This is a genomic window from Bacteroides parvus (assembly GCF_017309675.2).
GTDB classification, from domain to species: domain Bacteria; phylum Bacteroidota; class Bacteroidia; order Bacteroidales; family Bacteroidaceae; genus Bacteroides; species Bacteroides uniformis.
Genome location: NZ_CP084680.1, coordinates 3459777 through 3484597, shown reverse-complemented (window position 1 = coordinate 3484597; position 24821 = coordinate 3459777). Strand labels below are relative to the sequence as shown.

Below are 24821 nucleotides of genomic sequence, written 5' to 3'. Positions count from 1 at the left end.
CCTATCTTTGTGCCTCCAAAAAAAATAGGTAAAAAGATTCATGGATAAGACTTTGACTGAACAAGAGATTGCCCTGCTGCGCAGGAAACTCGATTTATTGCTTCGTACCGGACAGCTGCTGGTGGAGAGTGCGGCTGATACAAACCGTGTTGTTCGTAACCTGAACCGTGTTGCCGCCTATCTGGGGCTGCCGGAAGAAAAGCTCCACATCGACGTAAGTTATACCATGCTGGTGGTGAATGTGAGCGACGGCCTGCATTCGTTCTCCAAATTCCAGAAGTGCGAGAAGCATGGCATCAACATGACGGCCATTTCCGAAATCAGCAAACTGTCCTGGCGGGCCATTGAGAATGACTACTCCCTCGACCAGTATGAGGAGGAACTAGAAAGAATCAAAAACAAGAAGCGGAATTATGTGCCATACGTTGTTGCCATCGGTGCTGGCTTTGCCTGCGGAGGTTTCTGCAAGCTGTTCGGTGGTGACTGGATGGCGTTTCTGTTTACCTCCATCTGCGCTTTTGCCGGTTTTCGCGTCCGTGTCCGTTGTATGGAGTTCGGCATCAATCACTATATGAGTATTGCCATTGCCGCATTGATTTCGACCTGCTTGGCCTATGTGTCTTCTTTTGCCGGACTCTCGGAAACTCCCTATCATCCGTTGTTGGCGTGTGCACTGTTCATTGTTCCGGGTGTGCCGTTGATAAACTTTGTGGATGATATGATTGATAATTATATCCAGGTGGGCATTGTCCGGGCTGTGAATACGGTGCTGATGGTCTGTGCAATGGCCTTCGGCATTGTGATAGCCATGCGTCTGCTGACGGTGGAGGATGTTGTGATTGACAAGAAGTTTAGCGAATTGAGTATGGTGCCTCATGATAGTTATCTGGTGTATGCCATTGCGGCGGCGATAGCTGCCATGGGATTTTCCATGATATTCAATATACAGCGGCGCTTGTTGTGGGTTGTTGCGGTGGGCGGTATCATCGCCGTTTGTACGCGTAACTTTGTCAATTTCGAGCTGGGTTACGGACCGGTGATAGGTTCGTTCATGGGCAGCATGGTTGTCAGCCTGATAGCCGTGAAGGCAGTGCATTGGTTCCATGTTCCCAATCACGTCTTGACGATTCCTTCCGTCATCCCGATGATTCCGGGAGTGTTGATGTATCGTTCGCTTTTCGGGCTTATCAATATGCACGGTGTGGTAGGCGAGGTGACGGCGGTTGTTTCCAACGGCATCACGGCTTCACTGATTATTCTCTGCATAGCGCTGGGGGTAGCGGTGCCCAATATTTTTGCCCGCCGGTATATCGCCAAGGATAGGCAGCGCTTTCTTCAGGAGGAGCTGCAGAAGCGCAGGGAAAGAGGGAAATTTATAGAATGGTGATGTAGGTATCCCGTCATTCGGAGCGAAGCGAAGAATGACGGGATACTTTTTTAAATGCCCTTTTGGGGATTATAGTGGTAAATTACGGTTTCCCCCTTTTGCAGGGATGTCTGTACGTCAATCAGACGCTGGTTGCGGCTTCCCCGGAAATAGAGTTCCTCATCCCTCAGTTCTTTCTTGAATTTGCCGTCCACCAGTACGTCGATGTACTTCAGCAGTTGGGCTTGGCGCGGGTTGCGCAGTAGCTTTTCGAAAGTATAGCCCGTATAGCACCAGATGTTTTTCCGGCTCCGCTCCTTGATGGCATGCGCCAGTTGGGTGAATCCTTCCGGCTGGAACATCGGGTCTCCACCACTGAAGGTGACGTCTGCAAAGTTGTCGGCAAGGACTTTTTCCAGAATCTCTTCCGTACTCATCCAGTGCCCGCGGTTGATGTCCCACGACTCCGGATTGTGGCAACCGGGACAACCGTTGGGGCATCCGGCAGCATAAATGGCAGTCCGGAAGCCCGGACCGTCTACTGTGGTATCTTCTAAAATGTCGAGAATAGAAAGCATGAGTAGGGAATTAAAAATTAAAAATTAAACATCGCAGGTAGAAAGCTGAACATTAATCATTAAAAATTAAACGTCAACCATTAAAAATGAAGCTCCGCTTTGCACTGCGCAGCCCTTTAATTTTTAATTATGAACGACCCTGTCGTTCAACTCTGCCAGCTTGGCATTGTTCCAGCGGTCGGTTGTCCCCACCAGGTAGCCGGTGATGCGTTGCAGCTTGTCGATATGCTTGCTGCCGCACTTCGGGCATTCTTCCAGGTTTGGGGTGGAGTTTTCGTGGCCGCACTCCAGACAGCGGTTACGGTTGTGGTTTACCGAACCGTAGCCGATGTTGTATTGGTCCATCATGTCCACTACACGCATAATGACTTCCGGATTGTGGGTGGCGTCACCGTCTATCTCCACATAGAAGATGTGTCCGCCGCGGGTCAGCTCATGATAAGGAGCCTCCACTTCCGCTTTGTGGCGGGCGCTGCATTTGTAGTATACGGGCACGTGGTTGGAGTTGGTGTAGTAGTCACGGTCCGTAATGCCCGGCAGCGTGCCGAACTTCTTACGGTCGATGCGGGTGAACTTGCCCGACAGCCCTTCGGCAGGAGTGGCAAGCACGCTGTAGTTGTGCTGGTATTGCTCCGAGAACTGGTTGGCACGGTCGCGCATATAGGTCACGATTTTCAGTCCCAACTCCTGGGCTTCGCCAGATTCGCCGTGATGTTTTCCGAGCAATGCCACGAGACATTCTGCCAATCCGATGAAACCGATTCCCAGTGTTCCCTGGTTGATGACGGAAGCAATCGTATCGTTCGGTTTCAGCTTCTCGCTGCCTATCCACAAGGCAGACATCAGTAGCGGGAACTGCTTGGCGAAGGCGGTCTTTTGAAACTCCATGCGCTCGTGCAGCTGGCGTGCGGTCACTTCGAGCATACTATCCAGCTTGGCAAAGAACCGGGCGATGCGCTGTTCCTTGTCTTCGATGTTCATGCACTCAATGCCCAGACGGACGATGTTGATGGTAGAGAAAGAGATGTTGCCGCGTCCGATGGAGGTCTTCGGTCCGAAACGGTTTTCGAATACACGGGTACGGCATCCCATGGTAGCAACTTCATGCTGGTAGCGTTTCGGGTCATCGGCTTTCCAGTCCTCGCTTTGGTTGAAGGTGGCGTCCAGGTTCAGGAAGTTCGGGAAGAAACGCCGTGCCGTCACCTTGCAGGCCAGTTGGTAGAGGTCGTAGTTGCGGTCTTCAGGCAGGTAGCTCACACCCCGTTTCTTTTTCCATATCTGGATGGGGAAGATGGCGGTTTCTCCGTTTCCTACCCCCTGATAGGTGCTTTTCAGCAGCTCGCGGATGATGCAGCGCCCCTCGGCAGAGGTGTCTGTGCCGTAGTTGATGGAGCTGAACACCACTTGGTTGCCGCCGCGTGAGTGGATGGTGTTCATGTTATGGATAAACGCCTCCATGGACTGGTGCACGCGCGATACGGTCTTGTTGACAGCATGCTGCACGATGCGGTCCTCGTCCGTCAGTCCGTCCAACGGCTGTAGCAGATAGTCGGCCAGTTCCTTCTGATAGAGGTGTGAATAGTCTTTTCCATTCAGTTCTTCCAGGTTCTTGACTTCCTCGATGAAGCTGTTGCGCACGTAGGGGGCAAGGTAGAAATCGAATGCAGGGATGGCTTGTCCGCCGTGCATCTCGTTCTGGGCTGTTTCCAGCGAGATGCATCCCAGGATACTGGCAGTCTCGATGCGTTTGGCCGGGCGCGATTCGCCGTGTCCGGCAGAGAAGCCGTATTTCAGAATATGGTCCAGCGGATGTTGCACGCATGTCAGGCTCTTGGTGGGATAATAATCCTTGTCATGGATGTGCAGATAGTTCTGGGTGACGGCATCCAGAACTTCTTCACTCAGCAGATAGTCGTCCACGAAAGGCTTGGTGGTTTCGCTGGCAAATTTCATCATCATGCCTGCCGGGGTATCAGCATTCATATTGGCATTTTCGCGTGTGATGTCGTTGGACTTGATGTTGATAATCTCCAGGAACATGTCGCGCGTCTTTGCCTTGCGGGCAATGCTTCGCTGGTTGCGGTAGGCGATGTATTTTTGGGCAACGTCCTTGCGGCTGCTCTTCATCAGCTCCACTTCCACCAAATCCTGGATGGCTTCCACCGTCATCTGCGAATCCCCCTTGAAAGAGATGCGGTCCGTAATCTGGTGTATCAGTTGCAGGTCTTCACCTTTATCTGTATGCAACATGGCTTTCCGGATGGCGGTGGCTATTTTTTCTTCGTTGAATCCGACGACGCGTCCGTCGCGCTTGAGTACTGTCTGTATCATAACCTTTTATACTTAAATGTGACTATCTATTTAGTTTAAATGCGGAAACAAAGGTATTATAGTTATTGATAGGTTTTACTTTTTGGGAAACTTTTTGTGATTTAAAAAGTGTTAATCGTTTGATAATTAGTGGTGTTTTATTTGTAAATAGAAAACTTTGAATAAAAATTACTTTTTAAAGTTGTTCGTTATAGGCTGTTGTTGTATACTTGAGCATTCTCTGAATTTTCAAGTGTCAAATGAAGATAAATCTTTGGAGCGGATTGTGGATTTTCGGATTCTTTAGTTATATTTGTAACGAATTGGTTTATTTAAGGTTCTCAATCCTTGATAATGTCTCTTGTTACCGTTCAATTGTATTGCTTTATTGCCCGTGGCATAGGGGCTGAAGTATCATTATTTTAATAATCAAAGAAAGGATGAATATGGCAAATGTATTTCCTCCGTTTAAAATAGACATCGCTGGAGCTTTTTGCGTACCTCGTGCATTGAAGGATGCCCGCGAGCAATATCAGAACGGACAAGTGAGCCGGCAGGCTTTGCAGGCGGTTGAAGATGCGTCAGTGCGCAATCTTGTGGAACGGCTGGAACAGGGAGGCATGAAGGTGGTTTCCGACGGTGGTTTCCGAAGTCGTGATTTTTTGGAAAGCTGGGAGGGTATCCGTTCCAAAGACGGCCAGTTTTTCTCCGAAGGTTCTCCTTTGGAGGTTACGGAACGGCTCGGCTTGCTCCGGCATCCGGTTCTGGAAGAATTTGCATTTCTTGATTCCATTGCGGGTGGGGAGGTGATGAAGAAACAGCATATCCCCTCGCCGGCAGAACTCTTGACCCAGATTATTCAACGCGTGGAGCGGACTCAGATAGAAACCGTTTATTCCGACATTCGGCTTTTGACGGATGATATTGCTTCCTGCTACAAACTTTTGCTTACCCAACTCTATGATGCCGGTTGTCGCTACGTCCAGTTCGACGGGGTGCATTCGGTGATAATGGAAGATACCGTTCGGCTGAATAACCGTGTTTTGCGCGAGCGTCCTGCAGGGATGTATGTTGCATTCCATGCACCTACGGATATGTTGGTGCAGCTGCATGGGGCCGATGCCTATTTCTTGAATTACGACTGTGGCGCGTGCGACCGCAACCGTCTGCTCTGGTTTATACACGAGAAAGAGGCGGTATTCGGTTTCGTGCTGTCCCATTATCCCCAGGAAGACGAACTGGATGAATTGCAGGCGAAGACCGAGAGCGTGTTGAACTATATCCCCTTGAAACGTTTCACTTTGTGCCTGCCGGATGCGAATGCGCTTCTTTCCCCTTCGGAGGCCGATGAGGAAAAGCAGTGGGAAACCGTACGGTTGGGTATGGAAATGGCGGCACGCATCTTCTCTTGAAAATGCCGCACTTCATCATCCCGAATGCCGCACTTCATTGACCGAAATGCCACATTTTATCAATTGAAATGCCACACTTCGCAAGGCGCAATCAATAGCATTTGCCTTTGCGAAGTGTGGCATTCTTCTTTAGCTTCCGGTGTGTCCGGCTTTATTATTTAACAGCTTCAGCTATCTTTTCCTGAAGTTCGTCACCGTGCAATCCGCGTGCAAGGATAGTTCCTTCACCGTCAATCAACACAGTGTGGGGGATGCTGCTTACGGCATAAAGCTGTGCGCCTTCGCAGTTCCAGTATTTCAGGTCGGACATTTGCGGCCAAGTGATGTTCAGCTTCTTGATGGCTTCTTTCCATGCGTCAGCACTCTGGTCCAGGGATACGCCTACAATCTCGAAGTTCTTGTTCTTGTATTTGGCGTAAGCTTCCACCAGGTTGGGCATCTCGCGACGGCAGGGGCCGCACCAGCTTGCCCAGAAGTCAACAAGGACAACTTTGCCCTTGCCTACGTAGTCGGATAGTTTTACCGTTTTTCCTTCCGGCGTCTGCATCTCGAAGTCTGTGAACTTCTGGCCTACGGCAGTGGCTTTCATTTTCTCAACGTTGTTCTTTATCTTGACGATGGCTTCGTCGTTGTCGTAAGCTGCGGGGATTTGGGGCATCAGCGGGTTGAGGTCTGCCACATCCATGTAGTAATAGTTCTGCTTCAGCAGGAGTACACCCACCGGGTTGGTGATGTTCTTTTTGATGCCGGCTTTGATGGCAGATATCATGCTGTTTTCCAGATTTTCCATCTCTTTGCCTTTGGTTTCACGCTGTTCGTCGGTCAGTGTGGTGTCCGACATGGATTCGTAGATGCTCATCATCTGTTTGTTCAGACCGTTGATTTGGGCTCTGATTTCCTGGTAGGCATCATTGTTGGCAGTACCGGTGGCAGAGTTGTTTTCCTGCGACAAGTTGATTATAATCTTGCCGTTTTCCAGGAAGAAGTCGATGGCTGCGCCGTCTTTTCCTTCGGCTTTGTAAGAGATGTAGCGGTTGACAGCAGTATCTTGTGTGCCCTTGAAGGTAAATGTTCCACCTTTGATGACAGCAGAATCCAATTTGACGAATTGGCGTCCTTCCACGGTTTCCAGATATACGGTGTCGCCGTCGGCTGCACCCTCTACAGTTCCGGTTACGGTGTAACCGTTGTTTCCACTGTTACAAGCCGTAAACACAGCGGCTACAGCGAGCAGATAAGTAAACTTTTTCATTGCTTGTTTTTTTAATGAATGATTATAGCTGCAAATATAGTAATAAAAAATCCCCTCCGATATGAACCGGAGAGGATTTTTATAGTTTTAATCCCATTTTTAGCGATAATGCTGTGCTTACTATTATTCGGCAGCAGTTTCTTCAGCAGCAGGGGTTTCTTCTGCAGGAGCCTCTTCAGCCGATGCTTCAGCAGCAGCTTTTGCGGCAGCTTCAGCAGCTTTCTTTTCTGCCAATGCTTTTGCTTTTTCTTCGTTTACTTTCTTTTCTGCTTCCAGACGTGCCTTTGCTTCAGCTTTCTTAGCTTCGTCTTCCTTAGCCTTCAGAGCAGCCAAACCGCTTTGTTTGTTGTTCTTCCAAGCTTCGAACTTAGCGTCAGCTTCCGCTTCGCCAAATGCGCCTTTTGCTACACCGCCCAGCAAGTGCTTCTTCATGTAAACACCTTCGCGAGAGAGGATGTTACGAACTGTGTCAGTAGGTTGTGCACCCTTCAACACCCAGTCAAGTGCGCGGTCGAACTTCAAATCTACTGTGGCAGGATTGGTGTTAGGATTGTAAGTACCAATCTTCTCAATAAATTTACCATCACGTGGTGCTCTTACGTCTGCAATAACGATAGAGTAAAAAGCGTAGCTCTTACGTCCATGTCTTTGCAATCTGATTTTTGTTGCCATTTAATTAAAATATTTTTAGTTAATGATTTGAATTATGCTACTATCTCGTAATAGCGGGTGCAAAGGTAAGAAAAGATTTTGAGTTATGAGTTATGAGTTATGAGTTATTTGTTGGCATGAGGGTGTTTTTTTTAAATGTTCACACAACACCACTCATCACTCATCACTTATCACTCATCCTTCTCCCGAGTATTTCCTGGGGTATCTCAGGAGAATGGCGAGTATGGCGCAGGCTCCCATGCAGAAGGGGTAGTATAGGTTTCCGATGATGCTGATGGGGGAGATGCCGGCAAGTCCGGCGGCTATCAGCATTTGTGCTCCGTAGGGGATGATACCTTGCACAAGGCATGAGAAGGTGTCCAGTATGCTGGCTGTTTTCCGGCGGTCCAGGTGGAAGCGGATGGCGATGTCCTTGGCTATGGGGCCGGTGGTGATGATGGCAATGGTGTTGTTGGCGGTGCAGAGATTGGCGATGCTGACCAGGGCGGCGATGCTGAATTCGGCTCCCCGCTTGCCGCTGACGTGGCGGGTCAGCCGGGAGATGATGAAGTCGATGCCGCCGTTGTAGCGGATGGTTTCGAGCATGCCTCCGGCCAGCAGGGTGATGATGATGAGCTCGCCCATGCCGGTGATGCCCGTTCCCATGGCTCCGAACCAGTCGAAGAAGGCGGTGCCGGTATAGACACCGATAATTCCGGTAGAGAGGATGCCCAGCAGCAGTACCAGCATGACGTTGACGCCTGCTACGGCCGTACCCAGTACGATGAGGTAGGGGATTACCTTTATCCACTCGATGGTCTGTACTTGTGGTGGGGCAGAGACGGACAGTCCTTGAAAGATATAGATGCCCAGTATGATAAGTGCTGCCGGTACCACAATCATAAAGTTGACGCGGAACTTGTCCCTCATCACGCAGTCCTGCGTCTTGGTCGATGCAATGGTGGTGTCGGATATGAAGGAAAGATTGTCTCCGAAGAACGAGCCTCCCACCACGATGGCAACCATGTAGGGCAGGTCGATGCCCGTCTTTTCCGCCAGCCCCACGGCTACGGGAGTCAGTGCGACGATAGTTCCTACGCTTGTTCCTATCGAGAGGGAGATGAAGCAGGCGGCGATGAAGATGCCCGCCAGCAGCAGGTTGTCCGGCAGTATATGCAGGGTCAGATTTACGGTCGCATCAATGGCGCCCATCTGCTTGGCGCTTTGGGCGAATGCTCCTGCAAGGATGAATATCCATACCATCAGCATGATGTTCTTGTTACTGGCGCCCACGGAAAACTGGTAGATGCGCTGTTCCAGATTCAAGCCGCGCGTGATGGCGATGGCATAGCAGGACGAGGCGAGGAAGGCTACCGTGATGGGGACTTTATAGAAGTCGTTCACCAGGAGCGAAGTCACCAGATAGAGGCAAAGGAACACCGCCAACGGGCTGAGTGCCCACCAGCCGCTTTGGGTTTTAGGGGTTGTATCGGTTGTTGCTGACATAGTTGTATTGTTTGGTTGAGATTAATGGTTCACCACAGATTTCTACCTTTCAATCAATTCCATGTTAATCGGGGTAATCTGTGGTGAAATCAATTCCGCCGCAAAGGTAACAAAAACAAAGGGCGGCACAAAATGGTTTTGTCCCGCCCTCCATCTATCAGTCTTTAATTTTCAATTTACAAAGTTACTCCGGTCTTGAAGATGGCTATTTCCTTGTAGCCTTTCTTTTCGTTGTTCACGAATTCACCGCTTGCTACTTTGATGATATACTCGATGAAGCGTTCGCAGGTTTGCTTCATCGGTTCGTTCTCGACGATAACTCCGGCGTTGAAGTCTATCCAGCCCGGTTTGTTCTTTGCTAAAGTGGAGTTGGTGGAAATCTTCATGGTCGGCACATAGGTTCCGAAGGGCGTTCCGCGTCCTGTGGTGAACAGCACCATGTGGCATCCGCAAGAGGCAAGGGCAGTGGCGGCTACAAGGTCGTTTCCCGGAGCAGACAGCAGGTTCAGTCCCTTTACTTTCAGGCGTTCGCCATATGGAAGTACCCCTTCCACGTAGCTTGTGCCGCATTTCTGGGTGCATCCCAAGGCCTTGTCCTCCAATGTAGAGATGCCACCTGCCTTATTTCCCGGAGACGGGTTTTCGCCTACCGGTTCACCGTGTGAGAGGAAATATTCCTTGAAGTCATTAATCAGCTTCACCGTGTCCTCAAACAACTCTTTGGTGCGGCAGCGGTTCATCAGAATGGTTTCTGCACCGAACATTTCCGGTACTTCCGTCAGTACGCTGGTGCCGCCTTGTGCTACCAGGAAGTCGGAGAACATGCCCAGTAGCGGATTGGCGGTGATGCCGGAGAAACCGTCCGAACCGCCACACTTCAAGCCTACGCGCAATTCACTTAAGGGAATATCCTCGCGCTGGTCCTGGATGACTTTGGCATAAAGTTCGCGCAGCAGCTCCATGCCTTCTTCGTATTCATCACCCACTTTCTGGGTCACCATAAACTTTACGCGATCCCGGTCATAGTCTCCCAGAAACTCGCAGAATACATCTGGCTGGTTATTCTCACATCCCAGGCCTACCACGAGTACGGCTCCCGCATTGGGATGCAGCACCATGTCGCGGAGGATTTTCTTTGTATTCTCGTGGTCGTCACCCAACTGGGAGCAGCCGTAATTATGGGGATAAGCCATGATAGCATCCACGCCCTTTCCGCCCGTTTCGCGGCGCAGGCCTTCGGCAAGTTGGTTGATGATTCCGTTTACACAGCCCACTGTCGGAATAATCCATATCTCATTGCGCACGCCTACATCTCCGTTTTTGCGTTTGTACCCTCTAAAGGTCAGGTTTGGCGCGCCAGTATTGAGGTTTAGGACCGTAGTATTGAGGTCTACATTGACGGGGTTGTATGTGTATTCCAGCAACCCGGACAAGTTGGTCTTGATATTGTTTTCATTCATCCAGTCTCCCTGCTTCTGCGCTTTCCGGGCATGGCCGATGGGGTATCCGTATTTAATGACGTTTTCGCCTTCCTCAAAGTCTTTCAGTGCAAATTTGTGTCCGGCAGGAACATCCTCATTCAAGGTGATTTCCTTTCCGTCCACCGTGAGTTTTTCACCAGCCGGAAGTGCTGTGATAGCCACTGCAACATTGTCGGAAGGATTGATTTTCAGGTACTTTGCCTCCATTTTTTAAATTCCCCATTTACCATCTACAATGTACAATTTGGCTGCGCTGCACTAGTATTAGTCCCCTTCCGCATGCCCGAATTGTACATTGTAGATGGTACATTGTACATGCAACTATTTATTGTAATAAAACTCTATATTCTCCTTCGTTAGTAAGTCAATTGGCATGAAGTTTTCCCTTGTGATTTCCTTCTTCAGAATCAGGTATTCGCACAAGGCCTTGATGCCGTCGAATCCTTGCAGGGTGGGCTGTTGTGCTATGAGGAAGAAGATGCTTCCTTGTTTCAGACAGTCTACATTGCGTTGCAGCAGGTCATAGCCCATCAGGTTGAAGTTTTTTTTCTGCTTCTTCAGCAGGTATTCCCCGATGATGTATGCTTTGGAGTTGAAGGTGATTCCGTTCTTTACGGTAGGATGCTCTTGGAAGAACTCGTCTAGCATCAGTGTGTCCTCGCTGTCGCGCTTGGCATGCAGGTCCAGTTCCCAGATGCGGCAGGCGGGATGATGCTTCTGCATGTATTCGCGGAAACCTATTTCGCGGCGTTCCTGCTGGTTCGACCCAACGATGCCTTCGTTTATTTTGCGGAAGATGACGATTTCCTGCGCGTCTTCTCCGGCAAGCAGCATCAGCATGCGGGCGGCAAAATATCCGCTTTGGTGCGAGTTCTGCCCGTAGAAGGATAGGGCGGGCTCTTCCTTTATATTGGAGTCTATATATATATAAGGTATATTATGTTGCGTCAACTCATCCGTAAAGGGCTTGGTGTATTGCGGAACGGTGGGGGCAAACATCACTCCGTCCGGCTCCAGTGACAGAATCTGTCTGGAGGCTTCCGCGAATGAATGATAGTCATACGGGTCATAGTAGGAGAGGTGCACGGCGACGTTAAAGTCAGAATAAGTCTCTACGGCGTTGTGTATGCCTGTCTCTACGTCTGTCCAGTATTCGCCTTTCTCGTGCAGTGGCAGTAGGCAGGCAAATGTGTACTTCTTGTTCGAAGCCAGTGCACTGGCATACATATTTGGTTGGTAATCCAGCTGTTTCAGGATTTCTTCCACCCGTTTCCGGCTGGATTCGGACACACCGCTGCGTCCGTGAATCACACGGTCGACGGTTCCCACTGATACGTCTGCCATCTTGGCAATATCTTTTATTCTGACTCTTTCCATCTATATTTATAATTTACAATGTACCAAGTAGAGTATATGTCTTGTGCTCGTGCACAATAATAATCTTGATATTTCCGCTACAAATATATGATAATTTTTTGTATTTCAAAAATTGTTGTATCTTTGTGCCCGCACACGAAGACTGTGAGGAATGAATGTTGTTTTGATTTACTATTCATATTTTCAAGTGTTTAAGTTCTTTTTATACCTCGTGATGATAAATTGAAAGGAAATAAATTAATTTCATATTAAAATAAAATATAGAAAGATTATGGGAAAGAAAGTAGTTACATTAGGTGAAATAATGCTGAGACTGTCTACTCCGGGAAATACCCGTTTTGTGCAGTCCGACTCTTTTGATGTGGTATATGGCGGTGGTGAGGCCAACGTAGCTGTCAGCTGTGCCAACTACGGGCATGATGCTTATTTTGTAACCAAGTTGCCGAAACATGAAATAGGCCAGTCGGCTGTCAACGCATTGCGCAAGTATGGCGTAAAGACAGATTTCATTGCGCGTGGTGGTGATCGTGTAGGTATCTACTATCTTGAAACTGGTGCTTCCATGCGTCCCAGTAAGGTAATCTATGACCGTGCACACTCTGCCATTGCCGAGGCAGATGCGGCAGACTTTGATTTCGATGCCATCATGGAAGGTGCAGACTGGTTCCATTGGTCAGGTATCACTCCCGCCATCTCCGACAAGGCTGCGGAACTGACTCGCTTGGCTTGCGAAGCTGCCAAGCGTCACGGCGTTATGGTGTCGGTAGACCTCAATTTCCGTAAAAAACTCTGGACCAAAGAAAAAGCCCAGTCCATCATGAAGCCTTTGATGCAGTATGTGGATGTCTGCATCGGCAATGAAGAGGATGCTGAACTCTGTCTGGGCTTCAAGCCCGATGCAGACGTGGAAGGCGGCAAGACGGACGCTGAAGGCTACAAGGGAATCTTCAAGGCGATGGCGAAGGAATTCGGCTTCAAATATGTCATCTCTACGTTGCGCGAGTCTTTCTCTGCCACCCACAACGGCTGGAAGGCAATGATTTACAACGGTGAGGAATTCTACGAATCAAAGCGTTACGACATCAATCCTATCATCGACCGCGTAGGTGGTGGCGACTCTTTCTCAGGCGGCATCATCCACGGCCTGCTGACAAAACCTAACCAGGGTGCCGCCCTCGAATTTGCAGTAGCGGCTTCTGCCTTGAAGCATACTATCAACGGTGACTTCAACCTCGTTTCTACAGAAGAGGTAGAAGCGCTGGCAGGAGGGGATGCAAGCGGACGAGTACAACGCTAAGCTCATTTACGATTTGACGATTTACGATGTACGATTGAAATTACTTCTACAGTGAACTCGGAGGAATTGAAAATACGATTGAAGGTGTTCTCTTTGAGAATAATCAAGATGGTAGATTGTATGCCTAATCGGATTTCGTCAATGGCTATAGCTAAACAAATAGTACGTTCAGGGACTTCACCTGCTGCCAATTATAGGGCAGCTTGTTTGGGAAAGTCTGATAAGGATTTTCTGAATAAACTGAAAATGGTAGAGGAAGAACTGGATGAAACTATACACTGGTTGAAAATTATTGCTGAAAGTGAGATGATTCCTGCTAATAAACTGCTTGGGTTGCAACAAGAGGCGCATGAATTGTATAAAATAATAGTGAGTTCTATTGTCACTACAAGAAATCGGTTAGCAAAGGAAGTTTGAATCGTCAAATCGTAAATAAAAAGAATAGATATAAAGTAAAGTAATATTAATCGTAAATCGTAAATCGTCAAATCGTAAATAAAAAGATGAGTAAATTTGATAAAATCGCAGTATTGAATAAGATTGGTTCTACTGGAATGGTGCCCGTCTTTTATCATAAGGATGCAGAAGTTGCAAAGAAAGTAGTAAAGGCTTGTTACGATGGAGGTGTTCGTGCGTTCGAGTTCACGAACCGTGGTGACTTTGCCCACGAGGTGTTTGCGGAAGTTGTGAAGTTTGCGGCAAAAGAGTGCCCGGAGATGGCTATGGGTGTAGGTTCCATCGTCGACCCTGCTACTGCGGCGCTGTATTTGCAGTTGGGGGCATGTTTCGTTGTAGGCCCGTTGTTCAACCCGGAGATTGCTAAGATTTGTAACCGTCGTCTGGTAGCTTATACTCCGGGGTGCGGCAGCGTTTCAGAAGTAGGCTTCGCGCAAGAAGCAGGTTGCGATCTCTGCAAGATATTCCCGGGCGATGTGCTTGGTGCCAAACTTGTGAAAGGTTTGCTGGCTCCGATGCCTTGGTCCAAGCTGATGGTGACCGGTGGAGTGGAGCCGACCCAGGAAAACCTGACCTCTTGGATTAAGGCGGGTGTGTTCTGCGTAGGTATGGGTTCCAAACTCTTCCCGAAGGATAAGGTCGCTGCTGAAGACTGGACTTATGTTACGGAAAAATGTAAAGAAGCTTTGGGCTATATTGCTGAAGCGAGGAAATAAATAAGAAATTCATTTTGTTTAAAGGTGTTTAAAGGGGACAGTCATCGAAGCGTTTCGGCGTTTCGGTGGCTTGTTTTTTACTGGAAAGTATGCTCCCGATGAACAACAAATTGTTTATAAGTGTAAACTATACCCTTAAACTCTAAAACAATGTTATAAAACGCGCGAAAAATGTGTCGGCATTTTGTGCGCGCGGATAAAACACTTACCTTTGCAGTGCAGTTGGGAAACTGCATTTGGATTTGATAAATAATAAAACAGTTTTCAATAAAGGATATTAGTTATTAGGTAAAAGGATTGAAAATAGATTTTTTTCATAAGCTAAATGTTTTGAATAAATAGGTAAATTAGGTAAAGGTAAAATTGGATTTTGAAGTTTTCAGAATAGGTAATTGAAGTTTTATTTTTTTAGGTAAAGAGAAAGATTGATTTTTAGGTAACATTGATGTAGTTTAAAAGAAAAGCCTTAAAGGCTTTTCTTATAGGGGCGAGGGGTTCGTGAGAGCTTGCTCGTTTTTTTATTCCTATATTCTTCGCATTTTTTGTATATTTTATCCAAACTCTACTTCTTTTTTGTATCTTTGTGTCGGATACCCATTAAAAACAAGCAGCAGCTCTAAAGCTTAAATAGCCCTGAATTTGGAACATATATTGAATATACTTGATTGGCTTTTGTACATATTGTTTGCAATAAACATACTGTATCTATTGGTTTACAGTCTGGCGTCACGCCGACGTGACCTGCCTCTACCCCCTCCAGCCAAGGAACACAAACGTTTTGCCATATTGATTCCTGCCTACCGCGAAGATGCCGTGATACACGAGTGCGTTCATTCATGTCTGGAGCAGGATTATCCCGCCGACTGTTTTGATACGGTTGTCATTTCGGACCGTATGCAGCCCGAAACCAACGCTTCCCTCGCTATGCTTCCTGTCCGCTTGGTTGAAGTGCATTTTGAGAAAAGCACCAAGTCCAAATCTCTGAATGCCGCCATGACTGCCATCGGTAATGATTATGACATCGCTCTGGTGCTCGATGCGGACAATGTCATCCCTTACGATTATCTGAGTGATATTAACGACCTCTTCGCCAATCCGGAAGTCGAGATTGTGCAGACCCACCGGAGTGCAAAGAACCTGAACAATGACATGGCCTTGCTCGATGCCATCAGTGAGGAAATCAATAACACCATTTTCCGTTTGGGGCATGCCAAGCTGGGCTTGTCGGCCGCCCTTATCGGTTCCGGCATGGCGTTCCGTTATGACTTGTTCCGTGATACGATGGCTGACATCAAGGCTGTAGGCGGTTTCGACCGTGAATTGGAGCTGACCCTGCTCTATCGCGGCAAGCGCTTTTATTATCTGCCCGAAACCTTTGTATTTGATGAGAAGATACAGAACACCGGTGATTTCTCCCGTCAGCGCCGCCGCTGGCTGTCGGCACAATGGCACTACTGCCAGACTTTCGCCAAGTTTCTGTGGAAGGCGCTTGTTGCGCGTAATTGGGACTTCTGCGACAAGCTTTTCCAGCAGCTTTCCATTCCTCGCCTGCTGTTGGTGGGCTTCACGTTCCTCTTCTCCGTGTTGTTCACGGTTTATCGCTGGACATGGGGGCTGAAGTGGTGGCTGCTCTTGGTGTTGCTCGCTGTCGCACTGCTCGTTGCCGTTCCCAAAAGGTTCTGCACCAGCCGCCTGGCAATGGCCCTGCAAAAGATACCCTATACATTCCTGCTGATGGCAGGAAACATCTTCAAGCTGAGGGGAGCAAACAAGACCTTTATACATACCAGGCATGGGGTGGTGGAATAGAAAGGGATACACAATAAACAAGTCTATAAGCAAACAAATGATATACGGAAAAATCACTTTAGAAGATTGGCGTACAGCCTGTGTAGAGGGAGAAGAGCCGGAATCTTCTTTTGAAAGTTATAATCTGAGACTTTTCTTTTTCGGAACTTTGTATAATCGGGACACCTTGCAGGCAACTCCGGATGATACCAATGCCAAGCTTGCTGCCGATGCGTTTCTATCCGATCCGGCATATGGCTTTTCACGTCTGGACGGTTCGTTCACCATAGTATATTATTCAGAAAATGAATGCGGAGTGGTGCGCGACCATCATGGCACGCATTATCCCGTCTATTGTCACATTGATGGTAATTTTGCCACTTCCTGGCAATTTTTAGAGGACCAACTGGAAGAAAATTTCGAGCCTAATCTGGTTTCATTGAGTACATTCCTTCAGCGTGGCATTTTGAAGAAGAATAATTTCGCCCTATTCGATGTTCATTCTTTAGGTGCCGGCGAAAAGTTCTACATGTTGACAGAGCTTGGTTATCTGATGCCGGTTTGGGCTTCTGTAAAGTTAGAGACACAAGCGAACGTACATTCCATGTTTGATTCGCTGAAGGAAAGAAATCCCGGCTTATATGAGAAGGTGGCAGATGACATTTATTGTCTGAAGCGCGACAGCGTTTTTGAGCATGAACCCAAGGTGGCGACTGAACGGAATCCGGATGTCGAGGCCTATTCCCGCCGTTATGGAGAATTGCATGCGCAAGCCATCCGTCGGCGTATCGGAGACAGCCGCAAGGTAGGCATCCTGCTGAGTGGCGGCTATGATTCCGGGTCCAACCTTGCTGCGCTGCGCAGCATTTACGACGGCCAGATTGACTCCTATTCCGTGGGCTTTAAAGGAGATGCCTGGACGGAGCTGCCCATGGCCCGTCTGATGTCCGAAACCTTCGGCACGCGCCATCATGAGTACGAGATTGACGGTACGGAAACCAGTGCCTTGCCCGACATTGTCCGTTTTCTGGGTGAGCCTTTTATGGAAGGCGGGCTGATGGTAAACTATTGTGCCATGCGCATGATAGGCGATGACAAGCCCGACGTGATTCTGGGAGGTGACGGCAGTGACCAGTATTTCGGTACTTCCGGTCGCGAAGTGGCGTTGCATTATCTAGCCGCCCGCATAGGATTGCGTCCCTTGCTGCGTGGCATCAGCCGTCTGCTGGAGCATGAAACCTTTGATACCGGCGGAGAGCTTTCCCGCATCAATTTCCATTTGGATAAGATACTTCATATTCTGGAAGGGGAGCGTTTCGGCTTTTCCGACTCTGCCTTGTGTGCCCTTCTGCAAAATCCGGAAGAAGATTTTGAGCCGGTAAAATCACTACGGCCTGATATCCATAGTTTCGAGCATCTTTACGCGCAGCATGCCATTCTTTCCGATTTGGAGACTGTAATCAACCGTATCATTCTTTTCAAGGCTTCCAGCATGGCACGCATGTTCGGTAACAATCTGACGTATCCTTTTATGGACCTGGAGCTTTTCCATTTCCTGCAGGAGCTACCGGTAGGGTTGAAGTGCAGGGGCAGCAGTGTACTGGACATTGCGCGGGGTCGTTCCGTTTCTAAATATCTGTTAAAGCACCATTATAAACCTTTACTTCCCGAGGCCATTACCTTGAAGAAGAAGCAGGGCGGTTTTGCACCTATGCCACTGTTCTTCCGTGATAGGGCCCGACGTGCTCTCTTTAAGGAATTCATTCTTGCTTCCGGCATTATGGACAACTATCTGCGTCGTGATGCAGTGAAGAAGTTTCTTACAGATTATGAACAAGTTGCAGAGAAGGAGGGCGGTTGGTTCTGGCATAGGCAGAACAAGGCTTTGCAATATTTCAATCTGTTGACGCTTGTTGTGTGGTGGGAAGAGTTTGTGGAAGGCCATGAGGTGAAATTCTGAAAATATGATTGAAAGTATGAAAGTTTCCATTATTGTTCCGGTTTATAATGTTGCCAAGTACATAGAACGGTGTCTGCTGTCTGTGTTGAACCAGACCTGGCCGGATTTGGAAGTTATTCTTGTGAATGACTGCACTCCGGATAACTCTATGGAGATAGTCAGACGGGTGGTGGCTTCGCATCCGCGCGGAGCGGTGGTGAGATGTCTGGAACATGAAGAGAACAGAGGGCTTTCTGCTGCAAGAAACACCGGTATTTTAGCGTCTGTTGGCGATTATCTGTACTTCTTGGATAGCGACGACTATATTTCTGCGAATGCAATAGAGCTTTTGGCAGATGCAGCGGTGCAGAAGCGACCGGATTTTGTGATAGGCAATTACGAGGTGACCGGTGCCAGACGTTGGGCTCCTCCTTTATCATTAGGCACCGGGTTTTATGAAGGGAATGCTCTTGTACTTTCCACTTATGTGCAGGGAAAATGGTATGTCATGGCATGGAACAAACTGGTGAGTCGTCCCCTCGTTTTGCAGCATAAACTCTACTTCCAGGAGGGAATTGTACACGAGGATGATTTATGGTCATTTAAGTTGGCATGTATGGCTCAAAGTATGTATGTCGTCGGTGAGACCACTTACTATTATTCTATGCAGCCAGACTCCATCATGCGGGCGCCGTCTATGCGTAATTTGGAATGTCGTGTGCTGGTGCTGGGTTATATCTACGATTTTATCCGGTCTTCTCGGTGTTTGCAGGATAACCGGGATATATATATTTTTTTTGAGACTCTGAAGGCAAAATATTTTGACCGTATTCTGTATTTCACGAAAGACACATCCTTTCATTATCAGAGTTATTTGGTATTCAGGAACAAAAAGTATGCGTCTTTGTTGGAGATGACGGGCCTGCGTCCCGAATGGAAGCTGATGTTGCAGAACATCCATTATGTGCTTCCTACGTATGCCGGCTATCTGTATTTTAAGGCTTTTGTAAAGTCAGCCTACTATTTGTTGGTGTTGTCTATAAAAATGAAGGCAATGTTGCATACAAAATGAGCGAATATGAATCATGTCCCGGAAATATCCGTTATAGTACCCGTTTATAAGGTGGAAGAGTACTTGCCCCAGTGCATTGACAGTATTCTTGCACAGACCTTTACGAATTTTGAGTTGTTGCTGGTAGATGATGGGAGCCCAGACCGTTGCGGGGAGATTTGTGAAGAGTATGCCGGGAAGGATACGAGGATACGGGTGTTCCATCAACAGAACAGTGGCGTTAGCGCTGCACGTAATATAGGATTGCAGCATGCTAAGGGTACATATATTGTTTTTGTGGATTCAGATGATTGGGTTTCCACGGATTATTTGTTGCATTTATATAAGAGCCTGCCCGATACGGGTATTGGTTTGGTGCTGGGAGGAGCTTTAAAATATTCAATTGATGGTAAGTTAATAGGAAAGATTACACTTCCAGAAATATTCATAGGAAGTAATATAGGTGAAGGTTTCGCGGAGTATGGCCTTGACCGTTTTGGATTTTCTTGTTCAAAACTATATAGTGCAGAATTGATTCGTGAAAATAAATTATGTTTTGATTGTAATGTCCATTGCATGGAAGATTTGATTTTTATGATAGATTACATATTGCTTTCAGATTATATCCGTCTTTGCAATTTCATGGACTATAATTATAGGATAGCCTATTCTGCAGAAACGCTTTCTTCCCGTATGAATATATACAGCGATGAGTACAATATTTTTTCAGCTTATAGAAGCAGAATGGAAAGATTTGAGGACGTTTGTTGCCTGTCGGATGAACTTATCTGCTATTTGAGGCACTCCGTAAGTCTGGTTTTTCAGCGTGTACTGCTATCCCTCCATACTAATGGCTACCCATTCAGGCAGCGGGTGGCTTGTCTGGACGATTTATTGTCCAAGGAAAAGGAATGGATAGAAGAAAGATTCATGCCAGATTATAAAGCAGATTGCATAGCGAAATATCTTCTTTGCCACATGGGAGGCGGTTTCTTTGATTGCTGGATTTCTTTGTTACGTTTTCTCCGGTTCAAAAAAAGTTTCGGGATGCATTGACTATAAATATGATAATATAGATAGAAATTCAAGATGAAAGAAGAACCTATTATATCCGTCATTGTTCCTATTTATAAAGTGGAACAATATTTGTCGCGCTGTGTTTCCAGTATTCTTTCGCAGACATTTGCAGATTTTGAACTATTGCTGATTGATGATGGTAGTCCCGATCGTTGTGGAGAAATTTGTGACGAATGGGCATCTAAGGATTATCGTGTCAGAGTATTTCATCAGGAGAACTCTGGAGTCAGTGTTGCACGAAACCGAGGGCTGGATCACGCCACCGGGAAGTATGTGGTTTTTGTAGATCCGGATGACTGGATACTGCCTGATTATTGCTTGGGGCTTTATAATTTGCAGGCAGCCTATTCAGGAAGAGGATTAGTGATTCAAGGGATGTTGTGTAGGAGAACTGATGGTACCTCTTTGCCTTCTTTATCTTTGCCGGACCGTTATTTGCCTTTCTCCAGTATAGGTAAATCTTTTGCAGAGAATAATATTTGTGAAATGGGATATGCTGTGTCAAAAATTTATGCAAGGAGTATAATAGAAGAATTTTCAATTCGCTTTGATGAGAATATACATTGTCTTGAAGATTTGTTGTTTATGTATCAGTACTTGTTGCATTGTGATTATCTTGTATTGAACCATATGCAGAATTATGTGTACGTGAAACATTCCTTTTCACTATCCCACCGTATTCATTCATTTGAATCTGAATACTGTTGTTTCGTGAAATATCAACAGCTTCTGGCAGAAATGATGAAAGTATGGAAAATACCAGCGGGAGATATGGTAGTTACAGTTAATTCTATGCTGGTTCCATTCCGAAGAGCTTTGAAAAGTGATTATCAGCCGGATAGGACTATCCCGCGTGAGATGAGGGTAAAGCATCTGAAGAGGATGATTTCAGAAAGTAGGGATGTCTTTTTGAAATATTATCATCCGGTATTTAAGACAGATAAATTGGGAAAGGTTCTTTTAGGATTCAACTGCTATATATTATATGATTTCTATATTCGTCTTTTGTTCCGTTTGAATATAGGGCCGGTGTTTTATGGGCCTAAACATATGTATTAACTGATTTGTTGTCAAAAGTAAGGAGTATGGATTATACTTATACTATTATTATACCTCATAAGAATGCTCCGTTGTTGTTGCAGCGCTGTTTGGATTCTATTCCTTTCCGTGATGACATCCAAATTATTGTGGTTGATGATGACAGTTCTTCTGATGTCGTGGATTTTATGGACTTTCCGGGAAGTAGTCGGGAAGATGTAGAAATCATTTTCACCAAAGAAGGGAAGGGAGCTGGATATGCCCGTAATTGTGGCCTGCTTCATGCTCGAGGCAAGTGGCTGCTGTTTGCTGATGCTGATGATTTTTTTCTGCCCGGTTTTTTAGAGGTACTGGATTGTTATTGTGCTACGGACTACGATTTGATAACATTCAGAGCTACAAGTGCAGATTCGGAAACTTTAGTTCCTATGCGTTCACGTCAATCTGATTTTTTAGGTTTTGATGTGACTGAAAGCATAGATGCGGAGAGACTAAAATATCGGAATGATGTACCCTGGGCAAAAATGGTTTCCAGAAATATAGTTCAGAAGCATTCCATCCAATTTGATGAGACATTGGCTGGAAATGATGTAATGTTCTCTTATTATTTGGATTATTACGCTCGGAATGTGGCAATATGCTCTGTAGCCATTTATTGTGCTACAATACGTGAGGGTTCTTTACAATATAGTGTTTTGCTCGACAATTTGTTGGCACGGGTTTGGGTAGCATGTCGCTGTAACCGGTTTCTGAGAAAAATAAATCGGGAAGATAGACTTGTGAGCAGCTATTACCGTGTGATGCAATGCAGAAAGTATTTCGGAAGGCGGGGATATTACAAAGCCTTGTGGATTTTTATATGCAATGAACAATGGAATATCGTGTATGGTACCTTTAGGGGTGTTTTTATGGATAAAATGAAAAATATTTGCGAAAAGTTGAAATTATGGTAGAGTCTCGTCTCAAAAAAAGCTATTTGAATGCCCGGGTAAATGTGCTTTTTTATTTTATTACCCTATTCATCTCTTTTTTTTCTCGCAAGATATTCTTGGATATGTTGGGAGCAGATTTTGTGGGTCTAATGGGGACATTACAAAATTTATTGGGTTTCTTGAATTTGGCCGAATTAGGAATTGGGGCATCTATTGGTTTTGTACTTTATAAACCTTTATTTAATGATGACAAGGACAAGATACGAGATATTATTTCTGTATTGGGGTATCTTTATCGCAACGTCGGATTGATAATTATAGGGGTAGGGCTCATATTGGCTTGTTTTCTTCCTTTGATATTTGCAAATATCAGTATTGATTTAGGTGTAGTCTATTTTGCCTATTTTGCTTTTTTGTCTTCTGCCCTCATCAGTTACTTTATTAATTATCGGCAAACTTTGTTAGGAGCCGATCAACGTAATTATGTTGTAACGGCCTATTTCCAGACTGCAAATATTATAAAGATATTGGTACAGATGATGCTTGTTTGCTACATAGGTAGTTTTTATCTATGGATTGCCATTGAATTACTTTTTGGCATCTTATATTCATATATACTTAACTGGAAGATAAATAGGGTATATCCATGGCTGAAGTGTGGTATTGCTGAAGGTCGTCGAAAATATCCGGAGAATAAGATAATCGTACGCAAGGCACGCCAAATGTTTGTACATCAATTGGCAGGAATGGGGCGGTCTCAATTACTTCCTTTTTTGGTTTACGCGTTTACTTCCTTAAAATTGGTAGCCTATTATAGCAATTACATGTTGCTGTTGACGAAATTGAACCAGCTCGTTAATAATTTCTTAGGAAGTACGGGAGCAGGAGTGGGTAATTTGATTGCCGAAGGTGACTCAAAGCGCATACAACAAGTATTTTGGGAACTCAGCTCTTTACGTTTTATGGTAGCTTCCTTTTTAACATTTGCTCTCTATCATTTGATGGATTCTTTTATTATTGTATGGTTAGGAGCAGAGTATGTGCTGCCTCATTCTGTATTGATAGTGATTCTTGCCAACTTTTTTATCAGTCAGTTCCGTGGCACGAATGATCAGTTTATTTATGGTTATGGGCTTTTTCAAGATACTTGGGCGCCTATTGCTACACTTGGAATTACGATATTGGTAGCATTGGTTGGCGGGTATTATTGGGGGTTGCCGGGAGTGTTACTGGGGGATGTTGCCAGTTCCATAACTGTCATAAGCATTTGGAAACCTTATTTCTTATATCGTGACGGTTTTAAAATGAACGTTAGTGTTTATTGGAAGAATATCTTGTTGTATTTATGTCTGTGTGCTTTGTCTTGGCTATTAGCGGATGTCATTCTTTCATTATTACCTTTATCAGAACCTATGGAAGGCTACTTGGAATGGATTTTCTATGCTTTGATTTCTTCACTGTTATTTTTGGTGATTTTAACCATTTTCTTTTATTGCTTTTCAAAGGGTATTCGAACGTTGTTGGGACGTTTTATTCATTTGTAATTTTCAAGGTGTATGATGCGTTATATTGGAAAGCTGTGTGTATGGATAGAGGACGATTATTTCGTTATTCTTATGCTGATTCTTAGAATTTTATTTTATCTTTGTGTGGTAGGCTTTTTGCAAAATAATCTAAAGATGACTTGAAATGATACCCAAAACGATTCATTATTGCTGGTTCAATGATACGCCGATACCTTATAGTTTACAGGTGTGTATGGATTCATGGAAGAAAAATCTCCCTGACTATAAATGGAAATTATGGAGTTTAAAGGATTTTGATGTAAATTCTTTGTCATGGACCAAAGAGGCCTTTAGTGTAGGTGCTTTAGCTTTTGTGGCAGATTATGTGCGTTTACATGCATTATATACCGAAGGAGGAATATATATGGATACCGATGTCATGGTGAAAAAATCTTTTGATCCACTATTATCCAATGGCTTTTTTACTGCTATAGAATATCATCCGGAAATGATAGAGGGAGATGAGATGGCAGGTAAACGTCTTGGACCGGATGGAACAAATCGTTTCCCTGGTGTACGTGTACCAGGCTTAGGTTTGTTATCAGCCATATTAGGAGCTGAAAGGGGACATCCTTATTTAGTGGAAGCTATGAAATTCTATGAAGGTCGCCATTTTATACAAGAAGACGGTAGTTGGTATACAAAGGAGATAGCACCAGATGTGCTGGCGTTGGCTGCTGAAAAATTCGGATTAAAGTATAATAATGAAATAGAACAACAATTAGAAGAAAGAATGCTCATTCTTCCTTCTCGTATATTAGGAGCTGCTTGGAAACAAGTCACAGATGATACTATTGCCGTTCATTTAAGTAAAGGAAGTTGGCGTAAGCGTACATGGTTACGGAGCATTCTTACAAAACTTAATTTTTATCGAAAGATTTTCAGGGCTCAGAAGTAATCATTGGAGGTAGTAAAAGATTTACTCTCTCATTTATATTATACGGCTAAACTTTGTTGGATGCGCATTTTGCTTAATTAGAACAGATGTATGAATAAAAAATGAGGTGACAAAGCTTTTGTCATGCTTTG

At 45.8% G+C, this 24821-nt stretch carries 20 protein-coding genes; 13 read left to right on the top strand and 7 right to left on the bottom strand.

What is annotated here, in order from left to right:
• Positions 1-40: 40 nt before the first annotated feature.
• Complete coding sequence (locus JXR92_RS14180) at positions 41-1387, top strand: threonine/serine exporter family protein (RefSeq protein WP_117601374.1); 1347 nt, start codon at positions 41-43, stop codon at positions 1385-1387.
• 50 nt (positions 1388-1437) lie between these two features.
• Here the strand turns inward: JXR92_RS14180 and nrdG are convergent, their stop codons facing one another.
• A complete protein-coding gene (gene nrdG, locus JXR92_RS14175; RefSeq protein ID WP_117601373.1) occupies positions 1438-1944 on the bottom strand; it encodes an anaerobic ribonucleoside-triphosphate reductase activating protein in 507 nt (168 codons plus the stop codon).
• A 123-nt stretch (positions 1945-2067) separates the two neighbouring features.
• Entirely contained in the window at positions 2068-4275 is a 2208-nt protein-coding gene (locus tag JXR92_RS14170; protein WP_098032254.1) for an anaerobic ribonucleoside triphosphate reductase, read from the bottom strand.
• A 419-nt stretch (positions 4276-4694) separates the two neighbouring features.
• On the opposite strand from JXR92_RS14170, the gene JXR92_RS14165 reads away from it, so the two are divergent.
• Positions 4695-5666 carry a uroporphyrinogen decarboxylase/cobalamine-independent methonine synthase family protein gene (locus JXR92_RS14165; RefSeq protein WP_117964508.1) on the top strand — a complete coding sequence of 324 codons (972 nt, stop codon included), beginning with the start codon at positions 4695-4697 and terminating at the stop codon, positions 5664-5666.
• 154 nt (positions 5667-5820) lie between these two features.
• On the opposite strand, the gene JXR92_RS14160 is transcribed toward JXR92_RS14165, so the two are convergent.
• The 5 genes from JXR92_RS14160 to JXR92_RS14140 form a co-directional block, all read right to left on the bottom strand.
• Complete coding sequence (locus tag JXR92_RS14160) at positions 5821-6918, bottom strand: TlpA disulfide reductase family protein (protein WP_117601371.1); 1098 nt, start codon at positions 6916-6918, stop codon at positions 5821-5823.
• Positions 6919-7041: 123 nt separating this feature from the next.
• Positions 7042-7590, bottom strand: coding sequence for a 30S ribosomal protein S16 (locus JXR92_RS14155; protein ID WP_117601370.1), 549 nt, complete (start codon positions 7588-7590; stop codon positions 7042-7044).
• 174 nt (positions 7591-7764) lie between these two features.
• Positions 7765-9075, bottom strand: a complete 1311-nt coding sequence (locus tag JXR92_RS14150) for a Na+/H+ antiporter NhaC family protein (protein ID WP_117964510.1) — start codon at positions 9073-9075, stop codon at positions 7765-7767.
• 176 nt (positions 9076-9251) lie between these two features.
• Positions 9252-10763: a UxaA family hydrolase gene (locus JXR92_RS14145; RefSeq protein WP_117601368.1), complete on the bottom strand. Its 1512-nt coding sequence runs from the start codon at positions 10761-10763 to the stop codon at positions 9252-9254.
• A 114-nt stretch (positions 10764-10877) separates the two neighbouring features.
• Positions 10878-11933: a LacI family DNA-binding transcriptional regulator gene (locus JXR92_RS14140; protein WP_117601367.1), complete on the bottom strand. Its 1056-nt coding sequence runs from the start codon at positions 11931-11933 to the stop codon at positions 10878-10880.
• A 271-nt stretch (positions 11934-12204) separates the two neighbouring features.
• On the opposite strand from JXR92_RS14140, the gene JXR92_RS14135 reads away from it, so the two are divergent.
• From JXR92_RS14135 to JXR92_RS14085, 11 genes are all read left to right on the top strand, one after another.
• A complete protein-coding gene (locus JXR92_RS14135) occupies positions 12205-13230 on the top strand; it encodes a sugar kinase (RefSeq protein ID WP_117601366.1) in 1026 nt (341 codons plus the stop codon).
• Between the two features lie 51 nt (positions 13231-13281).
• Positions 13282-13647: a four helix bundle protein gene (locus tag JXR92_RS14130; RefSeq protein WP_138345982.1), complete on the top strand. Its 366-nt coding sequence runs from the start codon at positions 13282-13284 to the stop codon at positions 13645-13647.
• Positions 13648-13733: 86 nt separating this feature from the next.
• Positions 13734-14402, top strand: a complete 669-nt coding sequence (locus tag JXR92_RS14125) for a bifunctional 4-hydroxy-2-oxoglutarate aldolase/2-dehydro-3-deoxy-phosphogluconate aldolase (RefSeq protein WP_022401191.1) — start codon at positions 13734-13736, stop codon at positions 14400-14402.
• Positions 14403-15041: 639 nt separating this feature from the next.
• A complete protein-coding gene (locus JXR92_RS14120; RefSeq protein ID WP_117964514.1) occupies positions 15042-16211 on the top strand; it encodes a glycosyltransferase family 2 protein in 1170 nt (389 codons plus the stop codon).
• A gap of 37 nt (positions 16212-16248) precedes the next feature.
• Entirely contained in the window at positions 16249-18150 is a 1902-nt protein-coding gene (locus JXR92_RS14115; RefSeq protein WP_117964515.1) for an asparagine synthase-related protein, read from the top strand.
• Positions 18151-18166: 16 nt separating this feature from the next.
• Positions 18167-19201: a glycosyltransferase family 2 protein gene (locus tag JXR92_RS14110; RefSeq protein ID WP_226791189.1), complete on the top strand. Its 1035-nt coding sequence runs from the start codon at positions 18167-18169 to the stop codon at positions 19199-19201.
• A gap of 6 nt (positions 19202-19207) precedes the next feature.
• Positions 19208-20236 (top strand): glycosyltransferase family 2 protein, encoded by a 1029-nt coding sequence (locus JXR92_RS14105; RefSeq protein ID WP_138345978.1) that lies wholly within the window; start codon positions 19208-19210, stop codon positions 20234-20236.
• 33 nt (positions 20237-20269) lie between these two features.
• Positions 20270-21316: a glycosyltransferase family 2 protein gene (locus tag JXR92_RS14100; RefSeq protein WP_117601360.1), complete on the top strand. Its 1047-nt coding sequence runs from the start codon at positions 20270-20272 to the stop codon at positions 21314-21316.
• 26 nt (positions 21317-21342) lie between these two features.
• The gene (locus tag JXR92_RS14095) at positions 21343-22248 is read left to right on the top strand and encodes a glycosyltransferase (RefSeq protein WP_117964516.1); all 906 of its coding nucleotides are present in this window, start codon (positions 21343-21345) and stop codon (positions 22246-22248) included.
• Positions 22242-23771 carry a lipopolysaccharide biosynthesis protein gene (locus JXR92_RS14090; RefSeq protein ID WP_138345976.1) on the top strand — a complete coding sequence of 510 codons (1530 nt, stop codon included), beginning with the start codon at positions 22242-22244 and terminating at the stop codon, positions 23769-23771. The genes JXR92_RS14095 and JXR92_RS14090 overlap by 7 nt, the downstream gene beginning before the upstream one ends.
• 145 nt (positions 23772-23916) lie before the next feature.
• Positions 23917-24690 (top strand): glycosyltransferase family 32 protein, encoded by a 774-nt coding sequence (locus tag JXR92_RS14085; RefSeq protein ID WP_117601357.1) that lies wholly within the window; start codon positions 23917-23919, stop codon positions 24688-24690.
• Positions 24691-24821: the final 131 nt, after the last annotated feature.

What these genes read in the sequence shown, in the direction of transcription:
- JXR92_RS14085 (WP_117601357.1), top strand. Translation starts at nt 23,917, where the DNA reads ATGATACCCAAAACGATTCATTATTGCTGGTTCAATGATACGCCGATA.
- JXR92_RS14115 (WP_117964515.1), top strand. Translation starts at nt 16,249, where the DNA reads ATGATATACGGAAAAATCACTTTAGAAGATTGGCGTACAGCCTGTGTA.
- JXR92_RS14095 (WP_117964516.1), top strand. Translation starts at nt 21,343, where the DNA reads ATGGATTATACTTATACTATTATTATACCTCATAAGAATGCTCCGTTG.
- JXR92_RS14140 (WP_117601367.1), bottom strand. Translation starts at nt 11,933, where the DNA reads ATGGAAAGAGTCAGAATAAAAGATATTGCCAAGATGGCAGACGTATCA.
- JXR92_RS14150 (WP_117964510.1), bottom strand. Translation starts at nt 9,075, where the DNA reads ATGTCAGCAACAACCGATACAACCCCTAAAACCCAAAGCGGCTGGTGG.
- nrdG (WP_117601373.1), bottom strand. Translation starts at nt 1,944, where the DNA reads ATGCTTTCTATTCTCGACATTTTAGAAGATACCACAGTAGACGGTCCG.
- JXR92_RS14100 (WP_117601360.1), top strand. Translation starts at nt 20,270, where the DNA reads ATGAAAGAAGAACCTATTATATCCGTCATTGTTCCTATTTATAAAGTG.
- JXR92_RS14160 (WP_117601371.1), bottom strand. Translation starts at nt 6,918, where the DNA reads ATGAAAAAGTTTACTTATCTGCTCGCTGTAGCCGCTGTGTTTACGGCT.
- JXR92_RS14135 (WP_117601366.1), top strand. Translation starts at nt 12,205, where the DNA reads ATGGGAAAGAAAGTAGTTACATTAGGTGAAATAATGCTGAGACTGTCT.
- JXR92_RS14090 (WP_138345976.1), top strand. Translation starts at nt 22,242, where the DNA reads ATGGTAGAGTCTCGTCTCAAAAAAAGCTATTTGAATGCCCGGGTAAAT.
- JXR92_RS14155 (WP_117601370.1), bottom strand. Translation starts at nt 7,590, where the DNA reads ATGGCAACAAAAATCAGATTGCAAAGACATGGACGTAAGAGCTACGCT.
- JXR92_RS14125 (WP_022401191.1), top strand. Translation starts at nt 13,734, where the DNA reads ATGAGTAAATTTGATAAAATCGCAGTATTGAATAAGATTGGTTCTACT.
- JXR92_RS14145 (WP_117601368.1), bottom strand. Translation starts at nt 10,763, where the DNA reads ATGGAGGCAAAGTACCTGAAAATCAATCCTTCCGACAATGTTGCAGTG.
- JXR92_RS14105 (WP_138345978.1), top strand. Translation starts at nt 19,208, where the DNA reads ATGAATCATGTCCCGGAAATATCCGTTATAGTACCCGTTTATAAGGTG.
- JXR92_RS14165 (WP_117964508.1), top strand. Translation starts at nt 4,695, where the DNA reads ATGAATATGGCAAATGTATTTCCTCCGTTTAAAATAGACATCGCTGGA.
- JXR92_RS14110 (WP_226791189.1), top strand. Translation starts at nt 18,167, where the DNA reads ATGAAAGTTTCCATTATTGTTCCGGTTTATAATGTTGCCAAGTACATA.
- JXR92_RS14170 (WP_098032254.1), bottom strand. Translation starts at nt 4,275, where the DNA reads ATGATACAGACAGTACTCAAGCGCGACGGACGCGTCGTCGGATTCAAC.
- JXR92_RS14180 (WP_117601374.1), top strand. Translation starts at nt 41, where the DNA reads ATGGATAAGACTTTGACTGAACAAGAGATTGCCCTGCTGCGCAGGAAA.